Source organism: Alteromonas sp. HB246098, assembly GCF_054890645.1.
The window spans coordinates 1,171,040-1,193,635 of sequence record NZ_JBTZUG010000001.1 but is presented as its reverse complement, the minus strand read 5'-3'; the positions used below and the strand labels follow the sequence as shown (position 1 = coordinate 1,193,635).

General features: G+C 49.2%; 5 protein-coding genes and 1 tRNA gene. 2 read left to right on the top strand and 4 right to left on the bottom strand.

The window, feature by feature from the left end:
- Window positions 1–166: 166 nt before the first annotated feature.
- Window positions 167–307 carry a hypothetical protein gene (locus tag ACYTPF_RS05095; RefSeq protein ID WP_162889815.1) on the top strand — a complete coding sequence of 47 codons (141 nt, stop codon included), beginning with the start codon at window positions 167–169 and terminating at the stop codon, window positions 305–307.
- 128 nt (window positions 308–435) lie between these two features.
- On the opposite strand, the gene smrA is transcribed toward ACYTPF_RS05095, so the two are convergent.
- The 4 genes from smrA to ACYTPF_RS05075 all read right to left on the bottom strand — a co-directional run bounded on the left by smrA (window position 436) and on the right by ACYTPF_RS05075 (window position 20,390).
- Window positions 436–1,023, bottom strand: coding sequence for a DNA endonuclease SmrA (gene smrA / locus ACYTPF_RS05090; protein ID WP_179982613.1), 588 nt, complete (start codon window positions 1,021–1,023; stop codon window positions 436–438).
- A 158-nt stretch (window positions 1,024–1,181) separates the two neighbouring features.
- On the bottom strand, window positions 1,182–1,307 hold the full coding sequence (locus ACYTPF_RS05085) for a hypothetical protein (protein WP_461851407.1): 126 nt from the start codon (window positions 1,305–1,307) through the stop codon (window positions 1,182–1,184).
- 132 nt (window positions 1,308–1,439) lie between these two features.
- Window positions 1,440–1,514 (bottom strand) — tRNA-Arg (locus ACYTPF_RS05080).
- 192 nt (window positions 1,515–1,706) lie between these two features.
- Window positions 1,707–20,390: a BapA/Bap/LapF family large adhesin gene (locus tag ACYTPF_RS05075; RefSeq protein WP_461851406.1), complete on the bottom strand. Its 18,684-nt coding sequence runs from the start codon at window positions 20,388–20,390 to the stop codon at window positions 1,707–1,709.
- Window positions 20,391–20,637: 247 nt separating this feature from the next.
- Between ACYTPF_RS05075 and ACYTPF_RS05070 the strand changes: the two genes are divergently transcribed.
- Entirely contained in the window at window positions 20,638–22,584 is a 1,947-nt protein-coding gene (locus ACYTPF_RS05070) for a TolC family outer membrane protein (RefSeq protein WP_461851405.1), read from the top strand.
- Window positions 22,585–22,596 lie beyond the last annotated feature (12 nt).

Here is a 22,596-nt window from a genome sequence, read left to right as displayed (position 1 = left end):
TCAAAGCTTTGGCAAAGTGTCAAAAATCTGATTTTTGCCCTTGTCATCAGTTTGTCACTGATCTATTGTAGTGCAAGCAAGGATTGCAATTAGGTTACAGGAGTTGAGTTAGGGTTGTACCAGTGTTTAGCAACTGCTTACTGGTTTTAATAATAAGAGACGACCAATGAATCGTTCTTCAAAAGGGTTTGGCTTAACCGGAGTGGCTGTAGCTGTAGTGCTGATGTTCGTAACTGCTGTTTTTAGCACATCTGCGAAATCTGCCGAAGCTCCAACAACGCTAAGTGTGCAGTCTTCAGTTAAGTAGTCTGAAAGAAAAATTCTAACGCCCGTATCAAGTTACTTGATACGGGCGTTAATCATTGGGGCTATTAAAAAGCTTAAAACGAGACGAACCCAATGCTCTGCCGTAGCCCGCAAAACTTGTCTCTCACTTTATCCTTTCTTATTTTTTTCTCTGTTTATTAGTTTTTGCTGAGGGTGCTTTTTCAGCAACACATAGGTGGCGCCAAATCCGCCGTGCATAGGCTGTGCTGTATGATAGGCAATCACCTCATCAAGTTCACGTAGCCAATGATTTACGTAGCTTTTTTTCAGCGCAGGAAATGGCTTACTATTTTCACCCGTTCCATGTTTTATGAGCAGGGCACGAACCCCACGTTCGTGGCTTGACTTAATAGTGCTATAAATCAGGTCCCGGCTTTGTTCTAGGGTTTTTCCTGATAATGTGACATTGGTTTCCAACGGATATTTGCCAAGGCGAAGCTTTTTAAATACGCCGTCTTGGATCCCCGGTTGTTGATAATGTATAAAATCATCGGGCGGCACCGGCTTTACACCTTCCATACTTAACGGGTTAGCAAGCTTGTCGCGAACACTGACTTTCAACGCAGCCCGTTTTTGCTTTTCGGCAAGCGCCTTTTCAGGATCGTGTAATAAAGCCTTATCATCTGAAGCGATTGGTTTTACATCTTGCATTTCAGCAAAAAACGAATCGATATCGTCGTTTTCAAAATGGCTCATACTATTCCCCGTATTAACTACTACATAATATTTATACGTTATTTTTTGCCTGAAGGTCTATGCGAAGTGCACTTATTGGAAAGCTAAAGGCGAAGAAAGACAACGCATAAAATAGGCAACGGCTATGAAAATGGGGATTAATTTTGAAATTTCATCGGTTAGTAGATGGCACCTGGCTCAGATAGTGCCTCTATGGCAAACCATTCCTCTTCGGTAAATGTTGAATCACTCGGTGTTTCAACATCATCGCCAGTTTCTTCTTGGGGGGACGAATCGAAAGTCATTGTGCTCTCCTGTTTAGAAGAGTATTGCGCAATTCGATTAAATTACAACCAAAGTAGAAGAAATAAACATAATGATAAGGGAGTGGAATGTATAGGAAGGTTTACTCTATTTTGGGTTTAAGCCAGCTTAAATGGCGTCCCCAGCTGGAATCGAACCAACATCTAAGCCTTAGGAGGGCCTTGTTTTATCCATTAAACTATGGGGACCTAATGCGTAGGAAACTTTATTATACGTAGTTCCAGAAAATACGAAACCCTTTGATTAATCAATAAGGTGTAGTGTTTTATAACGCCGCGCTTATGCGGCTAAAATGTCTTGCTAAATATCTTGTGATACTAGGCACACAATAAAAAAGCCCCCGTTAAATACGAGGGCTTAATGCTGGCTTCATGACCAAACTAGATATCCGTTGGTGGAAGTTTATCTATCGCTGTCTTCAGCACTTCAGACTCTGTCGGAGAAGCTGTTGTCACTTCAGCGCTACCTTCTTTAGATGTATCACCCACTAAGTCACTACCAGTATCAGACAACGTATTTTCGCTGCCCGAATCAGTGGATGTAGGCTCAGTTGAAGGCAGAATTAAATCTTCTGGTGGAAGATCTATATCTACCACATCAACAGTTACCTCTGTCACTGGGCCAGCGGTTACAATATCGCCTTCTTCTGGAAGGGTAATTGTGTCTTCTGGTAATGTTCCAGAGGTGATAGGTTGTGGCGCTGTGCTTTCTGGCGTTAAAACTTCAGGCGAAAGCGGGCTTGTACCCTCGTTCGGCGCGGTGGGTATAGGACCGCCAATATCAACCGTATCAAGCTTAGTACCAGACAAGTCGATAGTGTCGCCACCGCCAAAACCATCGCCCACATCAGTACCAAGCGTGCTCACTTCCTCTTCAGGTAGCGTAATGATTTCAGGTGTACTCTCTACAGGTGCAATGCTTTCTACTGGCTCCGTGCTCAATAGCGGCGCAGTAGCCTCGTTTTCTGGCGTTACCAATCGAGTTTCAGCAATCAGGTCAACTGTTTGAAGCGTTTGCCCTGTTAGGTCAATCACGTCAGGTGCTGTAGGCTCGTCAGTAACAACGGTGCCGCTGCTATCTGACGCACTTACAGACTCAGATGAAGTGGTCGTCACTACTTCAGGTACACCTTCACCCGATGCCTTCACAAACACGTTAAACTCTGCCTGCTCGACAGTACCGTCTGGATACTCTATACGATAAGTAAAGGTATCCGTTAAGGTGCCACCAAATACGGCTAGCGTGTTGTCTGGGGTATAAGTGTAATCTCCATTTACATCTATTTGTAACGTCCCATATTGTCCTTGAACAATTGTGGTGCTGGTGAAACTGTTGAAGTTTGTACCATCGGCCGAGATATACACTTTATCTACGGTACCCTGGAATATGTCATTCTCGAATAGGTTACCTGTGGCTGTTTGTACTTCGTCTACCACAAATTGATTTAAGAAGTGAACTGTTGAGCTTAAATCGACACTAACGCCACCAAGAGCACTGACTGCTCCTGTATCTACGTCCATTGTCACTCTGTACTCACCTTCCGTTAGACCATAAGAAGTAAATACACCATTACCGTCGAGGCCTAATAGGCCTATTAACTGATCGCTGGAAAATGTATCTACAACTTCCCACGTGCCGTTGTTATTTCGTTCAATGAATAGATCGAGACCTGAGCCTAGAGAGAGCAGATCACCACCATCTACGGTTAGAGTGATATCTTGGACGGTATTTTCGGCAACGATAATGCTATTACTTACTGTATCTACATTAGAAGGTATAACAATAGTCAAACCTAAGAGATCAACCCCTAGAGTCCATTCATAGGTGAGTGCATCTGGCTCTGACACACCAACCGCAGTGGCAAAATCATAGGTCAATTCCGCGCGGGCCGAGTCTGCCGATACCCCTTGCCCTGACAAGTTAAAGTTAAGATTGGCGGTAGAGGTATTCCTGCCATCTGAAATGGTGTAGCTAAAGCTATCTGTACTACCCAAGCCGTCGCGCACACCGTTAGCTACGTAGGTGTAGCTGCCGTCTTCAAATATGGTGAGGTCGCCATAATCACCTTCAATAGTAATGCCCGATAGCCCAGTGCCCAATACAGTCACCGACTCACCATTGGTATGGGTAACTTGCGTCACTACACCGCCCTCAGCAATACTATCAGCAACATCGCCAGTATTAGCGGCATCAATAACATTCCCCGACGTTGTCGTGCTACCTTCAAACTGATACTCCGTTAGTGTTGAAGTTATATCGGTAGACTGAAGCAAGGTAAGTGTATTACTCAGCAATGCTGCCGCGACCGCATCCAACACACTATCGGCTAGAAGGCCCAACCCAAGAGCGTTAAGACCATTAGTTATAGTGCTGACCAAGTCGCCAGCGCCTATGCTATCTGCTGCACCTAAAGCTGGTTCCAAAATGAAGTTGCGTACAACTGTACCTAAACCAAGCCCATTTAATACGCTGGCGTTAGTGCCGTTTAATGCATCCTCAACAGCAGTTAGCACCACCTCTTGGTTCTCTTCACCCAGTACTACGCCACCATCACCTAACTCCGTCAGCGTAATCGAACCGTCGCTATTTTGATCGAATAGTGTCTCAAGGGCACTTTCATCATTGCGCACAACCACGGTGTAATCACCGGCAGGTAGCCCAGAGAATTTTGCAACCAGCGTATCGTCACCGGTTATTCCGATTAGGTTTACGCCAGCTACATCACCTATTAACGGATTGTCCGGCGTCATAGCTGAGGCGACCACGTTGCCATCGGCATCTATAATATCAACACGATACGCATCAGCGACGGCGACTAACGCTGTTTGGCTAACTTCTACAACCACTTCGCCAAAGAAACCAGCATCAACGGTGAGCGTTGTGCTAGCCTCTGGCGAGCCCGCTGCTGGTGAACCTTCGGTTAAGCCAAGCACTTGGAAATCACTGTCGCTAACTGGTGCATTCACAATGGCCGTTTGTGCACCTAGCTCCATGTCATTGTTATCGGTTTGGGCTACTACTGGCGGGAAGTCGCTGCCAGATATGTTGATGGTAAGTGCCGCAATATCAGAAGTTTCACCATCTGATAAGGTGTAGTTAAACACTTCGTCTTGGCCAATTGTACTGCGGTCACCATCGGCGGTATAGGTGTATGTGCCGTCTGCAGCAATTTCCAGTACGCCATAGTCACCTTGAATAGTAACAGTACCAGTAGCAGGAACAGCCACACTATCACCAGAGGCGTTGGTAACCAGGGTTACTTGTGCGCCGTCTAAAATGGTGTCAGCACCCACGCCACTAATATCACCGTCAATTAAGTTACCTTGGGCTACTAAATCACCCGTATAAGTGTATTCGGTTAATGTGGTGGTGATATCAGTGTCTTGCAATAAGGTTAATGTATTGCTGAGCAATGCATCGGCAAGAACATCGGCCACAGCGTCGAGGAGGCCTGTGATACCAAGCGCGTTTATTGGCGTAGTTAGTAGACCAACCAGCTGACCTGCGCCAATTACTGTAGTTGTATCAAGCAGACCTTCAAGGATCCCTCTAACTTGCGTGCCAACGGTTCCGGGCAAGACGACATTTAAAATTCCACCGTTTAAAGTTGTTTCTACGAAATTAAGAATTTCCGTTTGGTTATCGGGCCCAAGCACGACACCTGCTGTCCCTAGTTCATCAAGGTCAACGTCGTTACTGTTGTCATTGTCTAATAAATCTTCCAGTATATTTTCATCATTTCGGACCACCACGCTGTAGTTGCCAGCGTCAAGGCCTGCTAACGAGAACGAAATAGTCTCATCGCCAGTCACATTAAAGATGTCTAGGCCACCGACATCGGCAAGTTGTGAGTTTGCGCTTACTCCTTTGTAAACAATTTGACCGCTCTCGTCATACACTTCAACAATGTAGGCATCGGCAACAGCCACTAGTGCTATTTGGTCAACCTCTACCAGCACTTCACCTACATGGTTAGGGGAAACGGTAAAGGAAGCACTTGCATCAACACCGCCTGTAGACTCTGCTAAGCCAATCACCTGCACGTCGCTGGTGGTTTCCGGTGGATTTACAGTAACTACAGGCTCACCCATATCAACGGCGTTACCGTCGTTTATAGCATCAAGAGCCTGTACAACAACATTTTGACTTGCTGTGCTCGCCGAGTTACCTGCTTCGTCGGTGACTGTTGCCACCACCGCGTAGGTACCTGCTGGTAGCGTTGTGCCTGTTAAATCAAGGCTCCAATTACCGCTGCCATCAATGGTAAGTTCAGGGTCAGTGCCAAAAATATAGGACGTGCCATCAACGGTAACGGTTAGAGTAGTATTGTCACCAAGGTCAACCGTGCCATTAAAGATTAGCGTGCTGTCGCTAGTAATAAAGTCTCCAGCCACCCCGGAGTCATTTGAGATACTATCGAACGTTACTGTTTGACCATTATTGTTTTCATCAATACTGGTATCGATAACAACGGTACCTGTATCAGTTGCAACATTGCCTACCGCATCTGTGGCGGTAACCACAGCCGTATAATTACCCTCAGCAAGCAGGGCGACGATATTATCAGCCAGTGTCCAGGTGCCGTTACCATTGTTGGTAGCGGTGTAATCATTGCCGTCAATCGTTACCACCACAACCGCATTGGGGTCGTTCACCGTACCGGTAAGCTCTGGCGTGGTGTCGTTGGTGGTAAGATCGTTTATTGCAACGGTAGGCGCGGTTGTATCAATTATCACTGTACCTGTGTTGGTCACCGTATTACCTGCGGCGTCTGTTGCACTTACCGATGTTGGGTAGCTGCCTTCTGCAAGCGTGGCGACTACATTGTCAGCTAACGTCCAGGTGCCATCACCATTGTTGGTAGCGGTGTAATCATTGCCGTCAATGGTCACCACCACAACCGCATTCGGGTCGTTTACCGTACCGGTAAGCTCAGGCGTGGTGTCGTTGGTGGTTAGATCGTTTATTGCAACGGTAGGCGCTGTGGTATCAATTACCACTGTACCTGTATTGGTTACCGTGTTGCCCGCGGCGTCTGTTGCACTTACCGAAGTGGGGTAGCTGCCTTCAGCGAGTGTAGCAACTGCGTTATCAGCCAGTGTCCATGTGCCGTCACCGTTATTGGTAGCGGTATAATCGTTGCCGTCAATGGTCACCACCACAACCGCATTCGGGTCGTTCACCGTACCGGTAAGCTCTGGCGTGGTGTCGTTGGTGGTCAGGTCGTTTATTGCAACCGTAGGTGCGGTGACATCAATTACTACAGTACCAGTGTCGGTATCGGTATTACCCGCATCGTCAGTTGCAGTAACAGATGTTGGGTAACTACCTTCAGCGAGTGTGGCGACTACGTTATCAGCCAGCGTCCACGTACCGTCACCGTTATTGGTAGCGGTATAGTCGTTGCCGTCAATGGTGACTACAACAGTAGCCGTTGGGTCATCAACCGTACCCATTAGCGCAGGCGTAGTGTCGTTGGTCGTTACATCATTGATGGTTACAACAGGTGCCACGGCGTCTACCGTGTCAGATGCCGGCCCACTGGCGTTGCCCGCTTCATCAGTAGCCGTTGCCGTTACTACAACTCCATCTGCCAATGGTGTATCTGGCGTTACGCTCCAATTGCCGTCGCCATCAGCGATCACGGTGAAATCTGGCGTGCCGTCTCCGTCTACATCCACATTTACCGTTGCGCCCGCTTCGGCTGTGCCGGTAATTTCAGTGCCGTTGCCCGCTTCAACGGTAGGCGCTGCTGGTGCTGTGGTATCAATAACCACTGTACCAGTATTCGTACCCACATTACCTTCTGGGTCGGTTGCAGTAACCGTTGCGGTATAGCTACCTTCAGCAAGTGCCGCCACCGCATCGTCAGCCAGTGTCCACGTGCCATCACCGTTATTGATGGCGGTATAGTCGGCACCGTTGATGTTCACAATCACAGTGGCTGTTGGGTCGTCGACCGAACCAGTAAGTGCCGGCGTTGTATCGTTTGTTGTTACATCGTTGAAGGCAACTACTGGTGCAGCCGCGTCAACCGTGTCTGAGGCTGGGTTGCTAATGTTACCCGCTGCGTCAGTTGCCGTTACGGTCACAATTACGCCATCGGCAAGCGGTGTATCAGGCGTAATGCTCCAATTACCGTCGCCATCAGCGATGATGGTGAAATCGGGCGTGCCGTCGCCATCCACGTCTACATTTACGGTTGCGCCTGCTTCAGCGGTACCGGTAATTTCAGTGCCGTTGCCCGCATCCACAGTAGGTATGGCAGGTGGTGTAGTATCAATCACTACGGTTCCTGAATTTGAACCTACATTGTCATCGGCATCAGTGGCAGTAACGGTAGCGGTATAGCTACCATCTGCAAGTGTAGCCACTGCATCGTCAGCCAGGGTCCAACTTCCATCGCCATTGTTAGTTGCGGTGTAGTCCACACCATCAATGGTCACTACTACGATAGCGCTTGGATCGTCAACCGTTCCGGTTAGCTCTGGTGTAGCGTCATTAGTGGTTAAGTCATTGATTGCAACGACTGGCGCAACAGCATCTACTGTATCTGACGCTGGTGCACTGACATTGCCAGCTTCATCAACCGCCGTTGCCGTAACAACTACGCCATCGGCCAGCGGTGTAGTGGGTGTTACTGACCAATTTCCATCGCCATCTGCGATGACGGTAAAGTCTGGCGTGCCGTCGCCGTCCACGTCCACATTTACGGTTGCGCCTGCTTCAGCGGTACCCGTAATTTCAGTGCCGTTACCTGCATCGACGGTAGGCGCTGCTGGAGCAGTGATATCAATCACCACAGTACCAGAGTTAGTTCCGGTGTTACCATCGGCATCAGTAGCAGTAACCGTAGCGGTATAGCTACCTTCAGCCAGCGCGGCAACGATATCGTCAGCCAGTGTCCAGCTGCCATCACCATTGTTTGTCGCGGTATAGTCTGTACCGTTAATGGTAACGACCACGATGGCGGTTGGATCGTCTACCGAACCGGTAAGTGCAGGTGTGGTGTCATTAGTCGTTAGGTCGTTAAAGGCAACGATTGGCGCAACAGCGTCTACCGTATCAGACGCCGGGCTACTCGTATTGCCAGCTTCATCGGTTGCTGTTGCCGTGACAACCACGCCATCCGCTAGCGGTGTTGTGGGTGTTACTGACCAGTTACCATCGCCATCAGCAATAACCGTGAAATCAGATGTGCCATCACCGTCAACGTCTACGTTTACGACAGCGCCTGCTTCGGCTGTGCCGGTAATTTCGGTACCATTGCCTGCATCAACCGTAGGCGCAGCTGGCGCAGTAGTATCGATAACACCGCCATTTTCGTTTGCGGTTGCCGTATTACCCGCGCCATCTGTTGCACTTGCGGTGACTGAATAATTACCTTCAGATAGGGCTGCTGGCACATCTACAGAGAAGGTGCCATTAGCTTGAACAATGGCGTCAAATGTTTGCGTATTACCAGCAGCATCGGTAACGCTGATGGATACGGCGCTGCCTGGCGCAATATCTGTAGTACCGGAAATGTTTGGTGTTGTGTCGTTTCCTGTGCCAAGCGAGTCCAAGGTTAGGTTTGGCACGGCTGTATTGATATTGCCGCTGGTAGTATCAGACGCCGAGTTTCCAGCGGCATCAGTGGCGGTAGCAGTAACATCGAAGTTTCCGTCTGCCATTGCATTGGGCACGTCGGCGCTAAAATTACCAAGGCTATCGACAATAGCCGTAAATGTCTGTTCTGCTCCCGCGCTGTCAATGACGGTTATGGTCACTGAACTACCTGGGCTTAAATCGGTGCTACCGGTGATCGTTGGCGTAGTATCGTTACCTGTGCCTTGTGCATCTAAGTTGATAGTCGGCGCGGTAGTGTCTACGCTACCGTTTGTTTCAGCGGCAGTAGTCTCATTGCCTGCTGGGTCTTGGGCAAAGGCGGTAACGGTATACCCTCCTTCAGCCATGGGGCTTGGCACATCGGCCGAGAAACTGCCGTCTCCCTGAACGGTTGCATCGAAGGTTTGACTTACACCTGCGTTATCCGTCACAGTAATCGTTACCGTTGCACCTGCAGGCAGGTCAGTATTCCCGGATATTGTAGGTGTAGTGTCACTGTCTGGGGCTAGTGTATCTAACGATAGAGTAGGGGCTGTCGTATCAATAACGCCTGTATTGTCTATGACGGTAGTGCTATTACCCGCTTCATCACTCGCCGTGGCTTCAACACTGTATGCACCTTCAGCTAAAGGCGCAGGCACATCCACTGTAAAGTTTCCATTTACATCAACCGTAGCTGTAAGGGTTTGAACATTTCCGGCGCTGTCAGTTACCACAAGCGTAACTTCACTACCCTGCGCAAGGTTTGTGCTACCAGATAGAGTAGGCGTTGTGTCATTGCCTTCCTCAAGTGGCGTTAAGGTTAATGATGGTGCTGTAGTGTCTATGCTTCCAGCATCACTGGCTGTTGCTGTATTACCTGCCTCATCACTAATGGTCGCGCTTACCGTGAAGTCGCCTTCAGCTAAATCCGTACCTGGGGAGATAGAGAAAGAACCATCGACCTGTACCACTGCACTTAAGGTCTGGGTCGCACCAGCGCTATCCGTTACCAAAATAGTGACCACAGAGCCCGCAGGTTCATCGGTTGTACCGGTAATGAGTGGCGTCGCGTCGTTAGTGGTATCGGCAACATCTATAGTAAGTGTAGGTACTAGAGTATCAACTACGCCTGCCTCGTTATCGGTTGTACTGTTGCCAGCTGTATCAGTGGCGGTTGCTGAAACAGTGAAGTTTCCTTCAGCCATCGCCGCTGGTACATCGGCAGAGAATACGCCGCCTGCGGCAACCAATGCAGAGAACACCTGTGTATTACCCGCACTATCAACAACAGTTATTTGCACTGTAGAACCTTGCGGCAAATCTACAGTACCGCTTATGGTTGGGGTTGAGTCGCTAACTGTACCTGGCTCGTCCAGCGTAATAACAGGTGAAATTGTGTCGATTACGCCGGTTTCAGCGTCGGACGCTGTATTGCCTGCTTCATCAACGACTGTTGCCTGAACTGTGAAGTTACCCTCAGCCAAAGTGGTCGGAACGTCTACGCTGAAAGAGCCGTCGCTTTGCACGGTTGCTGATAAGGTTTGTATATTGCCAGCGTTATCGGTGACGGTAATTGAAACTGTGCTTCCGGCTGGCTGGTCTGTCGTGCCGCTAATGGTTGGTGTTGCATCATTGCCAATACCCGGATCTGCCACATCAATAGCCGGTGATGTGGTATCTACCACACCGCCAGTTTCAGAGTCAGAACCTGTATTTCCGGCGCCGTCAGTCACTTCTGCGACAACTGTGTAACTACCTTCGGCCAAGTCTGACGGTACGCTTGCGCTGAAGGTGCCATCTCCTTGGACTGTTGCAGTAAAGGTTTGAACTGATCCAGCACTATCTGTCACTGTTAAAGTGACGGTAGCACCAACCGGCGCGTTAGTTATGCCTGAAATAAGAGGCGTAGCATCGTTTGTCTGGCCAAGGGCATCTAGGGTAATGTCCGGGGCGCTTGCATTAATATTGCCGCTATCCGTCACTGTCGTGCTATTGCCCGCAGCATCGCTCGCACTTACTGTTACATCGTAATCGCCATCAACAAGCGCGCTGGGTACTTCAACTGAGAAAGTGCCATCCGCGTTTACCGTAGCGGTAAGGTTCTGTACGTTACCGCCTGCATCGGTGACGACCAGTGTAATTGTTGCTCCCTCAGGCAAGTCGGTAGTACCGCTTAATACTGGCGTTGCGTCATTGCCGCTGGCCACTGGATCTAAGTTGATAACAGGTGGAGTGGTGTCAACTGTACCGTTGTTATCAACCGCTGTGTTTTGATTGCCTGCATCATCAGTTGCCGTCACTTCTACTGTGTAATCGCCTTCAGCAAGGTCAACCGGCACATCAGCGCTAAAGCTACCATTCCCTTGAACGGTAGCAGTGAAAGTTTGCGTATTGCCCTGGTTGTCAGTCACGCTAATGCTTACCGTGTTGCCCGCAGCCAAGTCGGTGGTTCCCGATATAGTCGGTGTAGCGTCGTTGGTCAGGCTTTGTGCGTCTAACGTTATGGTGGGGGCTGCTGTATCTATGACACCGTTGTTATCTATTGCCGTTGCTGAATTACCCGCATCGTCAGTCGCAGTGACAGTCACACTGAAACTGCCTTCAGCTAAATCGGCAGGAACATCAGCACTGTAAGTGCCATCGTTTTGAACAGTTGCTGTGAATGTTTGGGTATTTCCAGCGTTGTCTGTCACGCTTATGCTAACCGTGTCGCCAGCATTGAGGTCTGTGGTGCCAGAGATAGACGGCGTTGCATCATTGCCAAGCCCTTGTGTATCGATGGTTATCGATGGGGCTGTGGTATCGATATTACCGCCATTTTCGGTTACCGATGCACTGTTGCCAGCGCCATCTGTGCCGGTGGCAGTAACAGAATAGTCACCTTCAGGTAGGCTCGCAGGAACATCAGCCGTAAAGCTTCCATCACCTTGCACTATGGCACTGAATGTCTGTGTGTTTCCAGCACTGTCAGTCACAGTTAGCGTTACAGTACTACCTGGCGCTAAGTCGGTATTACCTGAAATAGTCGGCGTCGTGTCGTTGCCCGAACCAAGAGGATCAAGGGATAGGGTAGGCGCGGCAGAGTTTATGTCGCCGCTCACTGTATCTGTAGCAGTATTGCCTGCAGCATCAGTGGCCGTTGCAGTAACGTCGAAGTTTCCGTCAGCCATAGGATTGGGCACATCTGCACTGAAGTCGCCGTTAGCATCAACAGTTGCAGTAAACGTCTGCTCAGTGCCAACGCTGTCAGTTACTGTAATGGTTACTGTGCTTCCTGCGGCTAGGTCGGTACTTCCGCTAATGGTAGGCGTGTTATCGTTACCTGTACCAAGCGGATCCAAAGTGATAACAGGTGCTGTGGTATCTACGCTGCCACCCGTTTCAGAATCAGAACCTTGGTTGCCTGCCGCGTCTTGAGCGGTTGCGGTAACCGTATAGTCACCTTCAGCTAGTGGCGAAGGTACGTTGGCGGCAAAACTGCCGTCGGTTTGTACCGTTGCGGCAAAGGTTTGCGTGTTACCCGCACTGTCGACCACCGTTAGTGTGACAATGGCGCCAGCTGGAAGGTTTGTGGTGCCAGAAATGGTTGGCGTAGCGTTATTCTCTGGCGTTAATTCGTCAAGGTTTAGCTCAGGTGGCGTGATGTCGATAACGCCTGAATTATCAAGAACCGACGTGCTGTTGCCTGCTTCATCAGTGGCGGTAGCTTCAACACTGTACGAGCCTTCAGCAAGTGCCCCGGGCACATCAACCGTAAAGTTTCCTGCAGCATCAACTGTTGCTGTAATTGTTTGAATGTTGCCTGCACTATCTGTGATAACCAAGGAGACCACGCTACCTTCCGCTAGATCTGTACTTCCCGAAATAGTTGGGGTTATGTCGTTGCCTAACCCTTGAGGGTCTAAGGTTAGGGTAGGCGCTGTGGTGTCTATGGTACCTGTTGCATTGGCTGACGCACTGTTGCCAGCATCGTCGGTGGCCGTTGCAGTAACCGTATAGTCACCTTCGGCCAGTGCGGCTGGCACATCCACAGTAAAGTTGCCGTTTGCATCAACCGTTGCGGTGACAGTTTGTGTATTGCCAACGTTGTCGGTGATCGTCAGTGTTACGCTCTCACCTGCTGCTAAGTCCGTAGTGCCTGAAATGGTAGGCGTAGTATCGTTATTTGAACCCAGCGCATCTAGTGAAATAACGGGGGCGACAGTATCGACGATACCGTTATTGTCGGTGACAGAGGCACTATTTCCGTTGCTGTCAGTAGCGGTGGCGGTTACTGAGTAATCACCTTCGGCAAGAGGCGCTGGGACATCAGCACTAAAGTTACCGCTTGCATCAACAAGTGCAGTAAAGGTTTGGGTGTTGCCTGCACTGTCAGTGACAAAAAGCGTCACGGTTGAACCCGCGGGTAGGTCAGTCGTACCTGTAATGGTTGGTGTAGTATCGCTAACCGTAACTTGCGCATCTAATGTCAACGCAGGGGCGCTGGTATCTAACGTACCGGTATCAGAAGCGGTGGTTGTATTACCTGCATCGTCTGAGGCACTTGCTGTTACCGTGTAGCTGTCGTCTGGTATAGCGTTTGGAACATCCGCGCTGAAGTCACCGTTTGCGTCCACAATGGCGTCAAAGGTTTGTGTATTGCCTGCGCTATCTGTGACGGTTAACGTTACCGTGCTTCCCGGTGCTAAATCAGTGCTGCCCGATATGTTAGGCGTTTCATCGTTGCCTGTGCCCTGCGGATTTAGCGTAAGTACAGGGGCGGTGGTGTCAATATTGCCACCGTCCTCAGTTGCGGTTGTTGAATTACCAGCATCATCTGTCGCGGTAACTTCGACGCTGTAATCTCCTTCAGGCAGTGGAGACAATACCTCTGTTGCAAAGTTACCATCTGCATCAACCAATGCGTTAATGGTTTGCGTGTCGCCATTACTGTCAGTCACGGTGATCACAACGACAGCACCTTCAGGTAAATCTGTATTACCTGAAATAACCGGCGTAGTGTCATTACCTGAATCTAACGAGTTAACGTTAACAACAGGCGCTTGTGTATCAATACTTCCATTTGTTTCGTTTGCCGTCGCGGTGTTGCCTTGTGCATCGCTTACTGTTGCCGTAACGGTAAAGTCGCCTTCAGCTAGAGCGCTAGGCACATCGGCACTGAATGTGCCGTCTGCTTGCACGGCTGCTTGGAAACTTTGCGAGTTACCGTTGGCATCTACCACAGTAATGGTAACCAATGTGCCAGGTGCCACGTCGGTAGTACCCGTGATAGTTGGTGTAACATCGCTAGTAGCGCCTAGCGTATCAAGGGTTAACAGTGGCGCTTCGCTATCTACATTACCTGTTGTATTGGCATTCGCGGTATTGCCTGCACTGTCGGTTGCAGTGGCAGTCACAGTAAAGTCGCCGTCAGCTAGTGCGTTTGGCACATCTACGCTAAAGTTACCATTTGCATCGACCAAGGCATTGATAGTTTGCGTGTTTCCAGCGCTATCTGTTACAACAAGTGTAACCGTGCTTCCTTCAGGAAGGTCTGTCGTGCCTGAAAGTGTTGGTGTGGTGTCACCCGTGCTGCCAGGGTTTTCTAGGGTAAGCGTAGGCGCGGTGGTATCTACAACGCCGCCATTGTCGGTTACTGTTGTGGTATTGCCATCGCCGTCAGTTGCGCTGGCGCTAACGGTGTAAGCGCCATCAGCGAGTGGGGTGGTAACATCCGCACTAAATGTTCCGTCTGCACCTACTGTCGCGGTAATCGTTTGCGTGTTACCTGTGCTATCCGTCACGGTTAAAGTAACCGTGCTTCCTTCAGGCAAGTTGGTGGTACCTGAAATAACGGGCGTGCTGTCATTCGTCTCGCCTTGTCCATCTAGCACTAACGTGGGTGCATTGGTATTAATATTACCCGTTGCGTTGTCTGTAACTTCATTGCCTGCCTCGTCTTCTGCCGTGGCAGTAACAGTAAAGTCTCCATCAGCCAGTTCTTGAGGGACGTCGACAGAGAAATTACCGTTAGCATCGACTAAGGTGTTGATAGTTTGAATGTTACCTGCGCTATCTACGACCGTTAGCGAGACAACACTCCCCTCAGGCAGATCGGTGCTGCCCGATAAAGTTGGTGTGGGATCGTTGCCAGACCCCACTGGATTTAAAGATAGCGATGGAGCGGTTGTATCTACAATGCCGCCGTTTTCTGTCACGCTAGCGGTATTACCATTTTCATCGACAGCGGTTGCTGTAACGGAGTAGTTACCTTCTGCTAATGCGCTAGGTACTTCAGCGCTAAAGCCTCCGTTTTCATCAACAACGGCTTCAATAGTTTGCTGGTTACCTAAGCTATCGGTGACCACCAGTGTTACCGTGCTACCTTGTGGTAAATCTGTCGTGCCACTAATAAGTGGCGTGGTGTCGTTGCCAATGTCTTGTGGGTCAAGCGATAGCGTTGGTGCTGCGGTATCAATATTGCCCTGTGTGGATGCAGAGTCTTGATTACCCGCATCGTCAGTGACCGTCGCGGTAACAGTAAAGTTGCCGTCGGCCAGTTCTGCCGGCACGTCAACAGAGAAAGTACCGTCATTTTGGACAAGAGCGTCAAAGGTTTGCGTATTGCCTGCACTGTCTGTAACCGTGATTGATACACTGCTACCCGGTGCCTGGTCTGTGTTACCTGAGATGGTTGGCGTAGTATCATTGGTACTGCCTTGAGCATCCAAGTTAACCAGCGGCGATGTAATATCGATATTACCGCCAGTTTCCGTTGCCGTTGCAGTATTGCCGTTCGCGTCGGTCGCTGTAGCCGTTACGCTATATTCACCTTCCGCTAGCGGATTGGGCACATCGACACTGAAATTACCAGAACCGTCTACCGTTGCCGTAAATGTTTGCGTATTGCCAAGCGCATCGGTAACAGACAGTGTAACAGTGCCGCCAGCGGGTAAATCGGTAGTACCTGAGATAGTAGGCGTGGTGTCGTTATCATCACCCAGTGGGTCAAGGGTTAAGCTTGGCGCATTGCTGTCCACGGTGCCAGTTTGTGATGTCGAAGCACTATTTCCCGCAGCATCGGTGGCTGTTGCTTCAACAGTGTAGTCGCCGTCAGCGAGTTCAGCAGGCACGTCTGCGCTAAATTCGCCGTTCGCGTCTACTGTGGTAGTAAAGGTTTGGCTGTTTCCAGCACTATCGGTAACGGTAAGTGTAACCGTGCTTCCTGCTTCCAAGTTTGTAGAGCCGCTAATTGACGGTGTCGTGTCGTTACCTGTGCCAAGTGGCTCTAGTGATATGGTGGGGGCTTGCGTATCAATGTTGCCGCCATTTTCAGTAACAGTCGTTGTATTGCCGGCCTCGTCTGTTGCACTGGCCTCTACGGTATATTCACCCTCAGTAAGCGGCGTTTGTAAGTCCACGCTAAAATCACCGTTTTCATCAACGATGGCATCGATAGTTTGTGTATTGCCCGCACTGTCGGTCACTACAATGGATACTGTTGAACCAGGTGGTAAATCGGTAGAGCCAGAAATTGTTGGTGTGGTGTCGCTGCCGTCAGTTTGCGGGTCTAAAGAAAGCGCTGGTGCGGTAGTGTCTATGTTGCCACTGTTGTCGACAGCGGTAGTTGTATTACCCGCTGCATCAGTTGCTTCGACAGAAACCTCATAGTTGCCTTGTGCTAGCGCTTCTTCGACATCGGCGCTGAAATTACCATTTTCATCAACAATGGCGGTAACAGTTTGCGTATTACCCTGACTATCGGTGACGGTAATAGCGACCTCGCTGCCCGCTGGTAAATCTGTATTACCTGAGATAGTCGGTGTTGTGTCGTTAGTATCCGTTTGCGGGTCGATGTTCACAATCGGTGGGGTGGTATCAAGTACAGTAGTGGCCGTGGCGGTAGAGCTATTGCCATTTTCGTCTGTCACCGTCACTTCAATCTCGTATTCGCCCTCTTCAGAGCCAGGAGGGAATGCAACATTGAAGTTGCCATTCTCATCGGTTGTCCCCGTTATTGTCTGGCTGTTGCCGTCGCTATCGGTGATAACAACCACAACCTCTGAATTAGGGGCGTCTGACGAACCCCCTATGCCTTCACTACCGTTGGTAGGAGAGCCGGTTTCAATAACAACATTAGGGCCTTGGGTATTAATAACCGCATCGATGGAGGTTGAAGCGGTATTGCCCGCCACATCAGACACAGTAGCGGTTACCGTGAAGTCGCCATTTGCGAGCGCTTGCGGGACTTCAGCGCTGAAGCTACCGTCTTCTTGCACTGTTGCAGTAATGGTTTGCGTAGTGCCATCTGAATGCACGATATCTAGTGTTACTATCGCACCCGGTTCTGCGTCGGTGTCGCCATTTATCACTGGCGTGTCATCATTGGTTGAGCCAATAGGATCAAGGCTGATTATCGGCGCCGTGGTGTCAATCTCGCCAGTCACTGTGGTGGTAGAACTGTTACCTGCTGGTGTCGTCACAGTAACATCTACCGTGTACTCGCCTTCGCTAAGTTCCGCTGGAACATCTTCGTTGAATGTGCCGTCAGCGCCCACTGTAGTAACGATTGTTTGTTCGTTACCCTCGCTATCTGTTACAACAATGACCACTTCACTGCCAGGAGGGGCATCGGTTTCACCAGAAACGTTGGGCGTAGTATCGTTCGTTGGCGCAGGTTGATTTACGGTCGTCGAAGGACTTGTAGAATCATAATCGCCGCTTGCTGTTGCTTGTGCGGTGTTACCCGCACCATCTGTCACCTCGGCAGTTACGCTGTATGTACCTTCAGCCACCGCATTTGGAACTTCAACGGTAAAGGTACCATCGGCAAGCACAGTGGTGGTAAAGGTTTGAGTAACGCCAGCACTATCGGTAACGGTAAGGGTTATCGTGCTTCCGGGCACGGCATCCGTTAATCCCGAAAGTGTGGGTGTAGCATCGCCATTTATTCCCGGGTCGTTTAATGAGATGGTTGGCGCCGTCACGTCGATAGCACCCTGAGCGTCAGCATTGGCCGTATTGCCTGCTTCATCAGTCACTCTGGCGTTAACCGTAAATTCACCTTCAGCTAGTTCAGTAGGTACGTCAACGCTATAGGTGCCGTCTGCTTGCACAATGGCAGTCACGGTTTGAGTAACGCCTGCACTATCGGTAATGGTTAATGTTACTGTGCTACCAGGCGCGGCATCGGTAGTACCTGAAAGGGTCGGCGTTGTGTCGTTACCTGTCGCTATGGTGTCGATAGTGACTGACGGTGCAGTAGTATCAATCTCGCCGGCAGTATCTGTGGTTGCTGTGTTGCCCGCCTCATCGGTCACGGTGGCACTAACCGTAAATTCACCTTCGGCCAATTCAGCGGGCACATCAACGCTATAGGTGCCGTCAGCCTGCACAGTGGCGGTCACGGTTTGAGTAACGCCTGCACTATCGGTAATAATTAATGTTACTGTGCTACCCGGCGCGGCATCGGTAGTACCCGAAAGGGTCGGCGTGGTGTCGTTACCTGTCGCTATGGTGTCGATAGTTATCGACGGTGCACTGGTATCAATTACGCCCGTGGTGTCTGTGGTCGCTGTATTGCCAGCCTCATCAGTCACGCTGGCATTAACGGTATATTCACCTTCGGCTAATTCAGCGGGTACATCAACGCTATAGGTGCCGTCTGCTTGCACAATGGCTGTCACGGTTTGCGTGTTGCCCGCGCTATCGGTGATAGTTAGTGTAACTGCACTACCCGGTGTAGCATCCGTTGTACCTGACAAGGTTGGCGTAGTGTCGTTACCTGTCGCTATGGTGTCGATAGTGATCGACGGTGCTGTGGTATCAATTTCGCCGGTAGTGTCTGTGGTTGAGGTATTGCCCGCTTCGTCGGTAACGCTGGCGTTGACGGTGAATTCGCCTTCGGCTAATTCGGCAGGTACGTCAACGCTATACGTGCCGTCTGCTTGCACAATGGCAGTCACGGTTTGCGTATTGCCCGCGCTATCGGTAATGGTTAATGTAACCGTGCTACCCGGCGCGGCATCAGTGGTACCTGACAGGGTAGGTGTGGTGTCGTTATCTGAACCCGGCGCATTAATGGTAATGGTTGGGGCGGTGGTATCAATTTCACCTGTAGTATCAGCGGTTGCTGTATTGCCAGCCTCATCGGTCACGCTGGCGTTAACGGTAAATTCACCTTCCGCTAATTCAGCGGGTACATCAACGCTGTAGGTGCCATCGGCTTGCACAATGGCAGTTACGGTTTGAGTATTGCCTGCACTGTCGGTAATAGTTAGCGTAACTGTGCTGCCAGGAGTGGCATCGGTTGTACCTGAAAGGGTTGGCGTGGTGTCGTTATCAGAACCCGGCGCATTAATGGTAATGGTTGGGGCGGTGGTATCAATTTCCCCTGTGGTATCAGCGGTTGCTGTATTGCCTGCTTCATCGGTCACGCTGGCGTTAACGGTAAATTCACCTTCGGCTAATTCAGCGGGTACATCAACGCTATAGGTGCCGTCTGCTTGCACAATAGCTGTCACGGTTTGAGTATTGCCTGCACTGTCGGTAATGGTTAGCGTAACTGTGCTGCCAGGAGTGGCATCGGTTGTACCTGAAAGGGTTGGCGTGGTGTCGTTATCAGAACCTGGCGCATTAATAGTAATGGTTGGGGCGGTAGCGTCAATTTCGCCGGTGGTAGAGCTATCAGCTGTGTTGCCGGTAGGTTCTAGCACGGTGGCGTCTACAGTAAATTCACCATCGGCCAATGCGTTTGGTACGTCTACACTAAATGTGCCATCGCCTTGTACGATAGCAGTAACAGTTTGGATATTCCCAGCACTGTCGGTAACAGTTAGTGTGACTGTACTACCCGGAATAGCTGAAGTAATACCGGATAAGGTGGGCGTGGTGTCGCTTGTTAAACCGATTGCGTCAAGAGTAAGAGAAATGTCTTGCGCTTGTTCACCTGTTTCAGAAAATTCAACGGGCGCAACATCGTCATTATCGTTTGCATTTTGATCGAACTGGAAACCGGCTGGGTCAACATCTTCATTTATGCGGTCAACGCGAACAAAATTACTCCCTCCGCCTGCTCCAGCACCGCCATCAAGGCCGGCAGCGGTAGCTTCCAATGACTCTAAGATGTCGCCGTCACCAGAAAGCGCGTCAAGAAAATCAGCATCGCCTGCTTGGTTCTCACCTTCGATACTCTCCGCGCCATCAACGCCGTCAAGTAATGCGGCAAGCTCATCTACACTCTCATCAAAGACAGCAAATTCATCGTCAGAATTGTTTTCTGTAAAATCTAATTGGAGCGGGAAAGTGACACTTTGCCCAGCTGGAAGTGTGCGAAGTTCGCCATCAACACTAACGGTGACGAAACCATCAGGTGAGACATCTAACACATCACCCTCATAAACAGTCATTCCGACAGTAGCAGTAACTTGTTCACCTGTGTCACCACGAACAATAGAAGCCTCACCATTTACTTCTGCAATGATTACTTCAGCCATATTTCCCTCTCAATCAATAAAAATCACGCTATATAAAAAAGCGTAGCAGAGGTTTTTAAATCGGTTACCGGACCGTGGTACGGGGGAGATATATCCTTTGGTATAGGTTATAGGTAGTTCCCCCTAATTTATTCATTTTTAGATTAAAAAGTGTCGCATCGGTTTGCAGAAAATTTTTTAGCGTCTACTTTTTAAATGTAAGAAACGACACAAATGTCGCTTAGTTTTTATATAGTGAGACGCATATATGAAGTTGATTAAATCAGTGCTTACTAAGGTTGTTATTGGAGCAACTGGCGCTGTGCTTGCTCATGCTGCTATTGCTCAAAGCAATGGTGTTGGTAACTCGTCAGTCAGTTTGGAAGACTATGTTCGCAAGGTAGTAAACGAAAATCCGGAAGTACAAGCCAGCTGGCGTCAACTTCAAGTGGCGATGTCAGATGTTGACATCGCGAGAGGCGGTTTTCGCCCACAGGTCGATGTATTGGCGTCGAGCGCGTACACAGATAGAAATTATGGTTTGGACCGTGAATACATGGGCCATACTGCTCAAATCACCCTAACCCAAATGTTATACGACGGTTTTTTAACAAGCAGTGAGGTAAAGCGGTTTAAACAAGCGCAAGTTGTACGGTTTTTTGAACTAATGGGCGAAATTGAGCAGAAGTCTCTAGATACATCTCTAGCTTATATGGACGTGCAGTTGTTCCGGGAGCTTTTAAAGCTCGCTGAAGAAAATTTGATTACTCACGTAGATGTATTCAAACAAATTGAAGAGAGTGTTGAAGCCGGGGTAGGTCGTAGAGCTGACTTAGAGCAAATCAGCGGCCGTCTATCACTTGCCGAATCTAATGTACTCACTGAGTTATCGAATTTACATGATGTTACCGCACGCTTTTTGCGGTTGGTAGGTGAAAAGCCTGCTCAAGACCTCCAATCAGTATCGATAAACTCTGCTTTCGTTGATGCAAACGTCACAGGTATACAATCTTTACTTACTAGCGCATATGGCACTAATCCACAATTTAATGCTGCTATTTATAACATAGATGCACAGCGTTATGCGGTCGATAGTGCAAAGAGTCTCTACCATCCTCAGGTTAATTTGACCGCAAGTTATGGTGCGCAAACACGAGACCAAGCTGCACTAAATAACACCATTACCGAAGCGAGTGTCGGCGTTAATTTTTCTTATAACTTGTATAACGGTGGGTCGGACAGTGCGGCTATAAGACAGGCACTGTCACAGGTGGACTTAGCAAAAGACTTAAGAGATAAAGCCTGTATCGATATGAGACAAACGGTACAGATTGCTTACAACGACATCATCAATATTACAGAGCAACTTCCAGCGCTGAATGCACATAGACTATCTTCAGACAGAGTAAAATCAGCATATATGGACCAATTCACTATAGGTGAACGCTCTTTATTGGATTTGCTAGATTCAGAAAATGAGTACTACGAATCGAGTCGTGCTTACTTGGAAGCGCAGTATACGCTAGAAAAAGCACGAGTAAGACTGCTTGCGGCATCGGGAAGCTTAGCGCAAACGTTAGGTATAACTAAGGAAGGCGTACCTGATGTGCTAAATAAAGCAGAAGAAAAAATTAGCTACGACCCTAACTACGTATGTCCTGTAGTTCGCACTAACTTTGAAGATGAGCTAAATATTCTAAAACGCGATTCTGATGGTGACGGTATTGTTGATTTATGGGATGACTGTGTTGATTCAACGCCGGGTGCTATGGTCGATGACTTTGGTTGTGAAGCGAAAGAGCCTGAATTGGCGCCAGAACCAAGTGCTGCTGACTTCACCTTGGACAACGCAAATATAATAGAGTCATTTAACGTAAACATTGAGTTTGCCTCTAATTCTACCGAGGTTTTACCTGAGTATGAGAACTCACTTCAAGAGGTTATTGATGCGCTTAATAGTGACGCTAATTCTGGAGTGATCATTCATGGTCATGCATCTTTAGATGGAGACGCCTCCTACAATCAGCGTCTATCTGAACGTAGAGCGAAAGCTGTCGCATCAATGCTTATGACTAAAGCAAATATAGAGGCTAGAAGAATCACCGCTGTCGGTTATGGGGAAACTCGTCCGCTTGTCGATGAAGAGTCAGAAGCGGCAAATGCCCGTAATCGTAGAATTGAGGCGGCTATCATCCAGCTTCCTTCAACGCAATAGTGGTGTGGTAGA

Excerpts from the sequence above, each read along its gene's own strand:
- smrA (WP_179982613.1), bottom strand. The coding sequence starts at position 1,023 with ATGAGCCATTTTGAAAACGACGATATCGATTCGTTTTTTGCTGAAATG.
- ACYTPF_RS05070 (WP_461851405.1), top strand. The coding sequence starts at position 20,638 with ATGAAGTTGATTAAATCAGTGCTTACTAAGGTTGTTATTGGAGCAACT.
- ACYTPF_RS05075 (WP_461851406.1), bottom strand. The coding sequence starts at position 20,390 with ATGGCTGAAGTAATCATTGCAGAAGTAAATGGTGAGGCTTCTATTGTT.
- ACYTPF_RS05095 (WP_162889815.1), top strand. The coding sequence starts at position 167 with ATGAATCGTTCTTCAAAAGGGTTTGGCTTAACCGGAGTGGCTGTAGCT.
- ACYTPF_RS05085 (WP_461851407.1), bottom strand. The coding sequence starts at position 1,307 with ATGACTTTCGATTCGTCCCCCCAAGAAGAAACTGGCGATGATGTTGAA.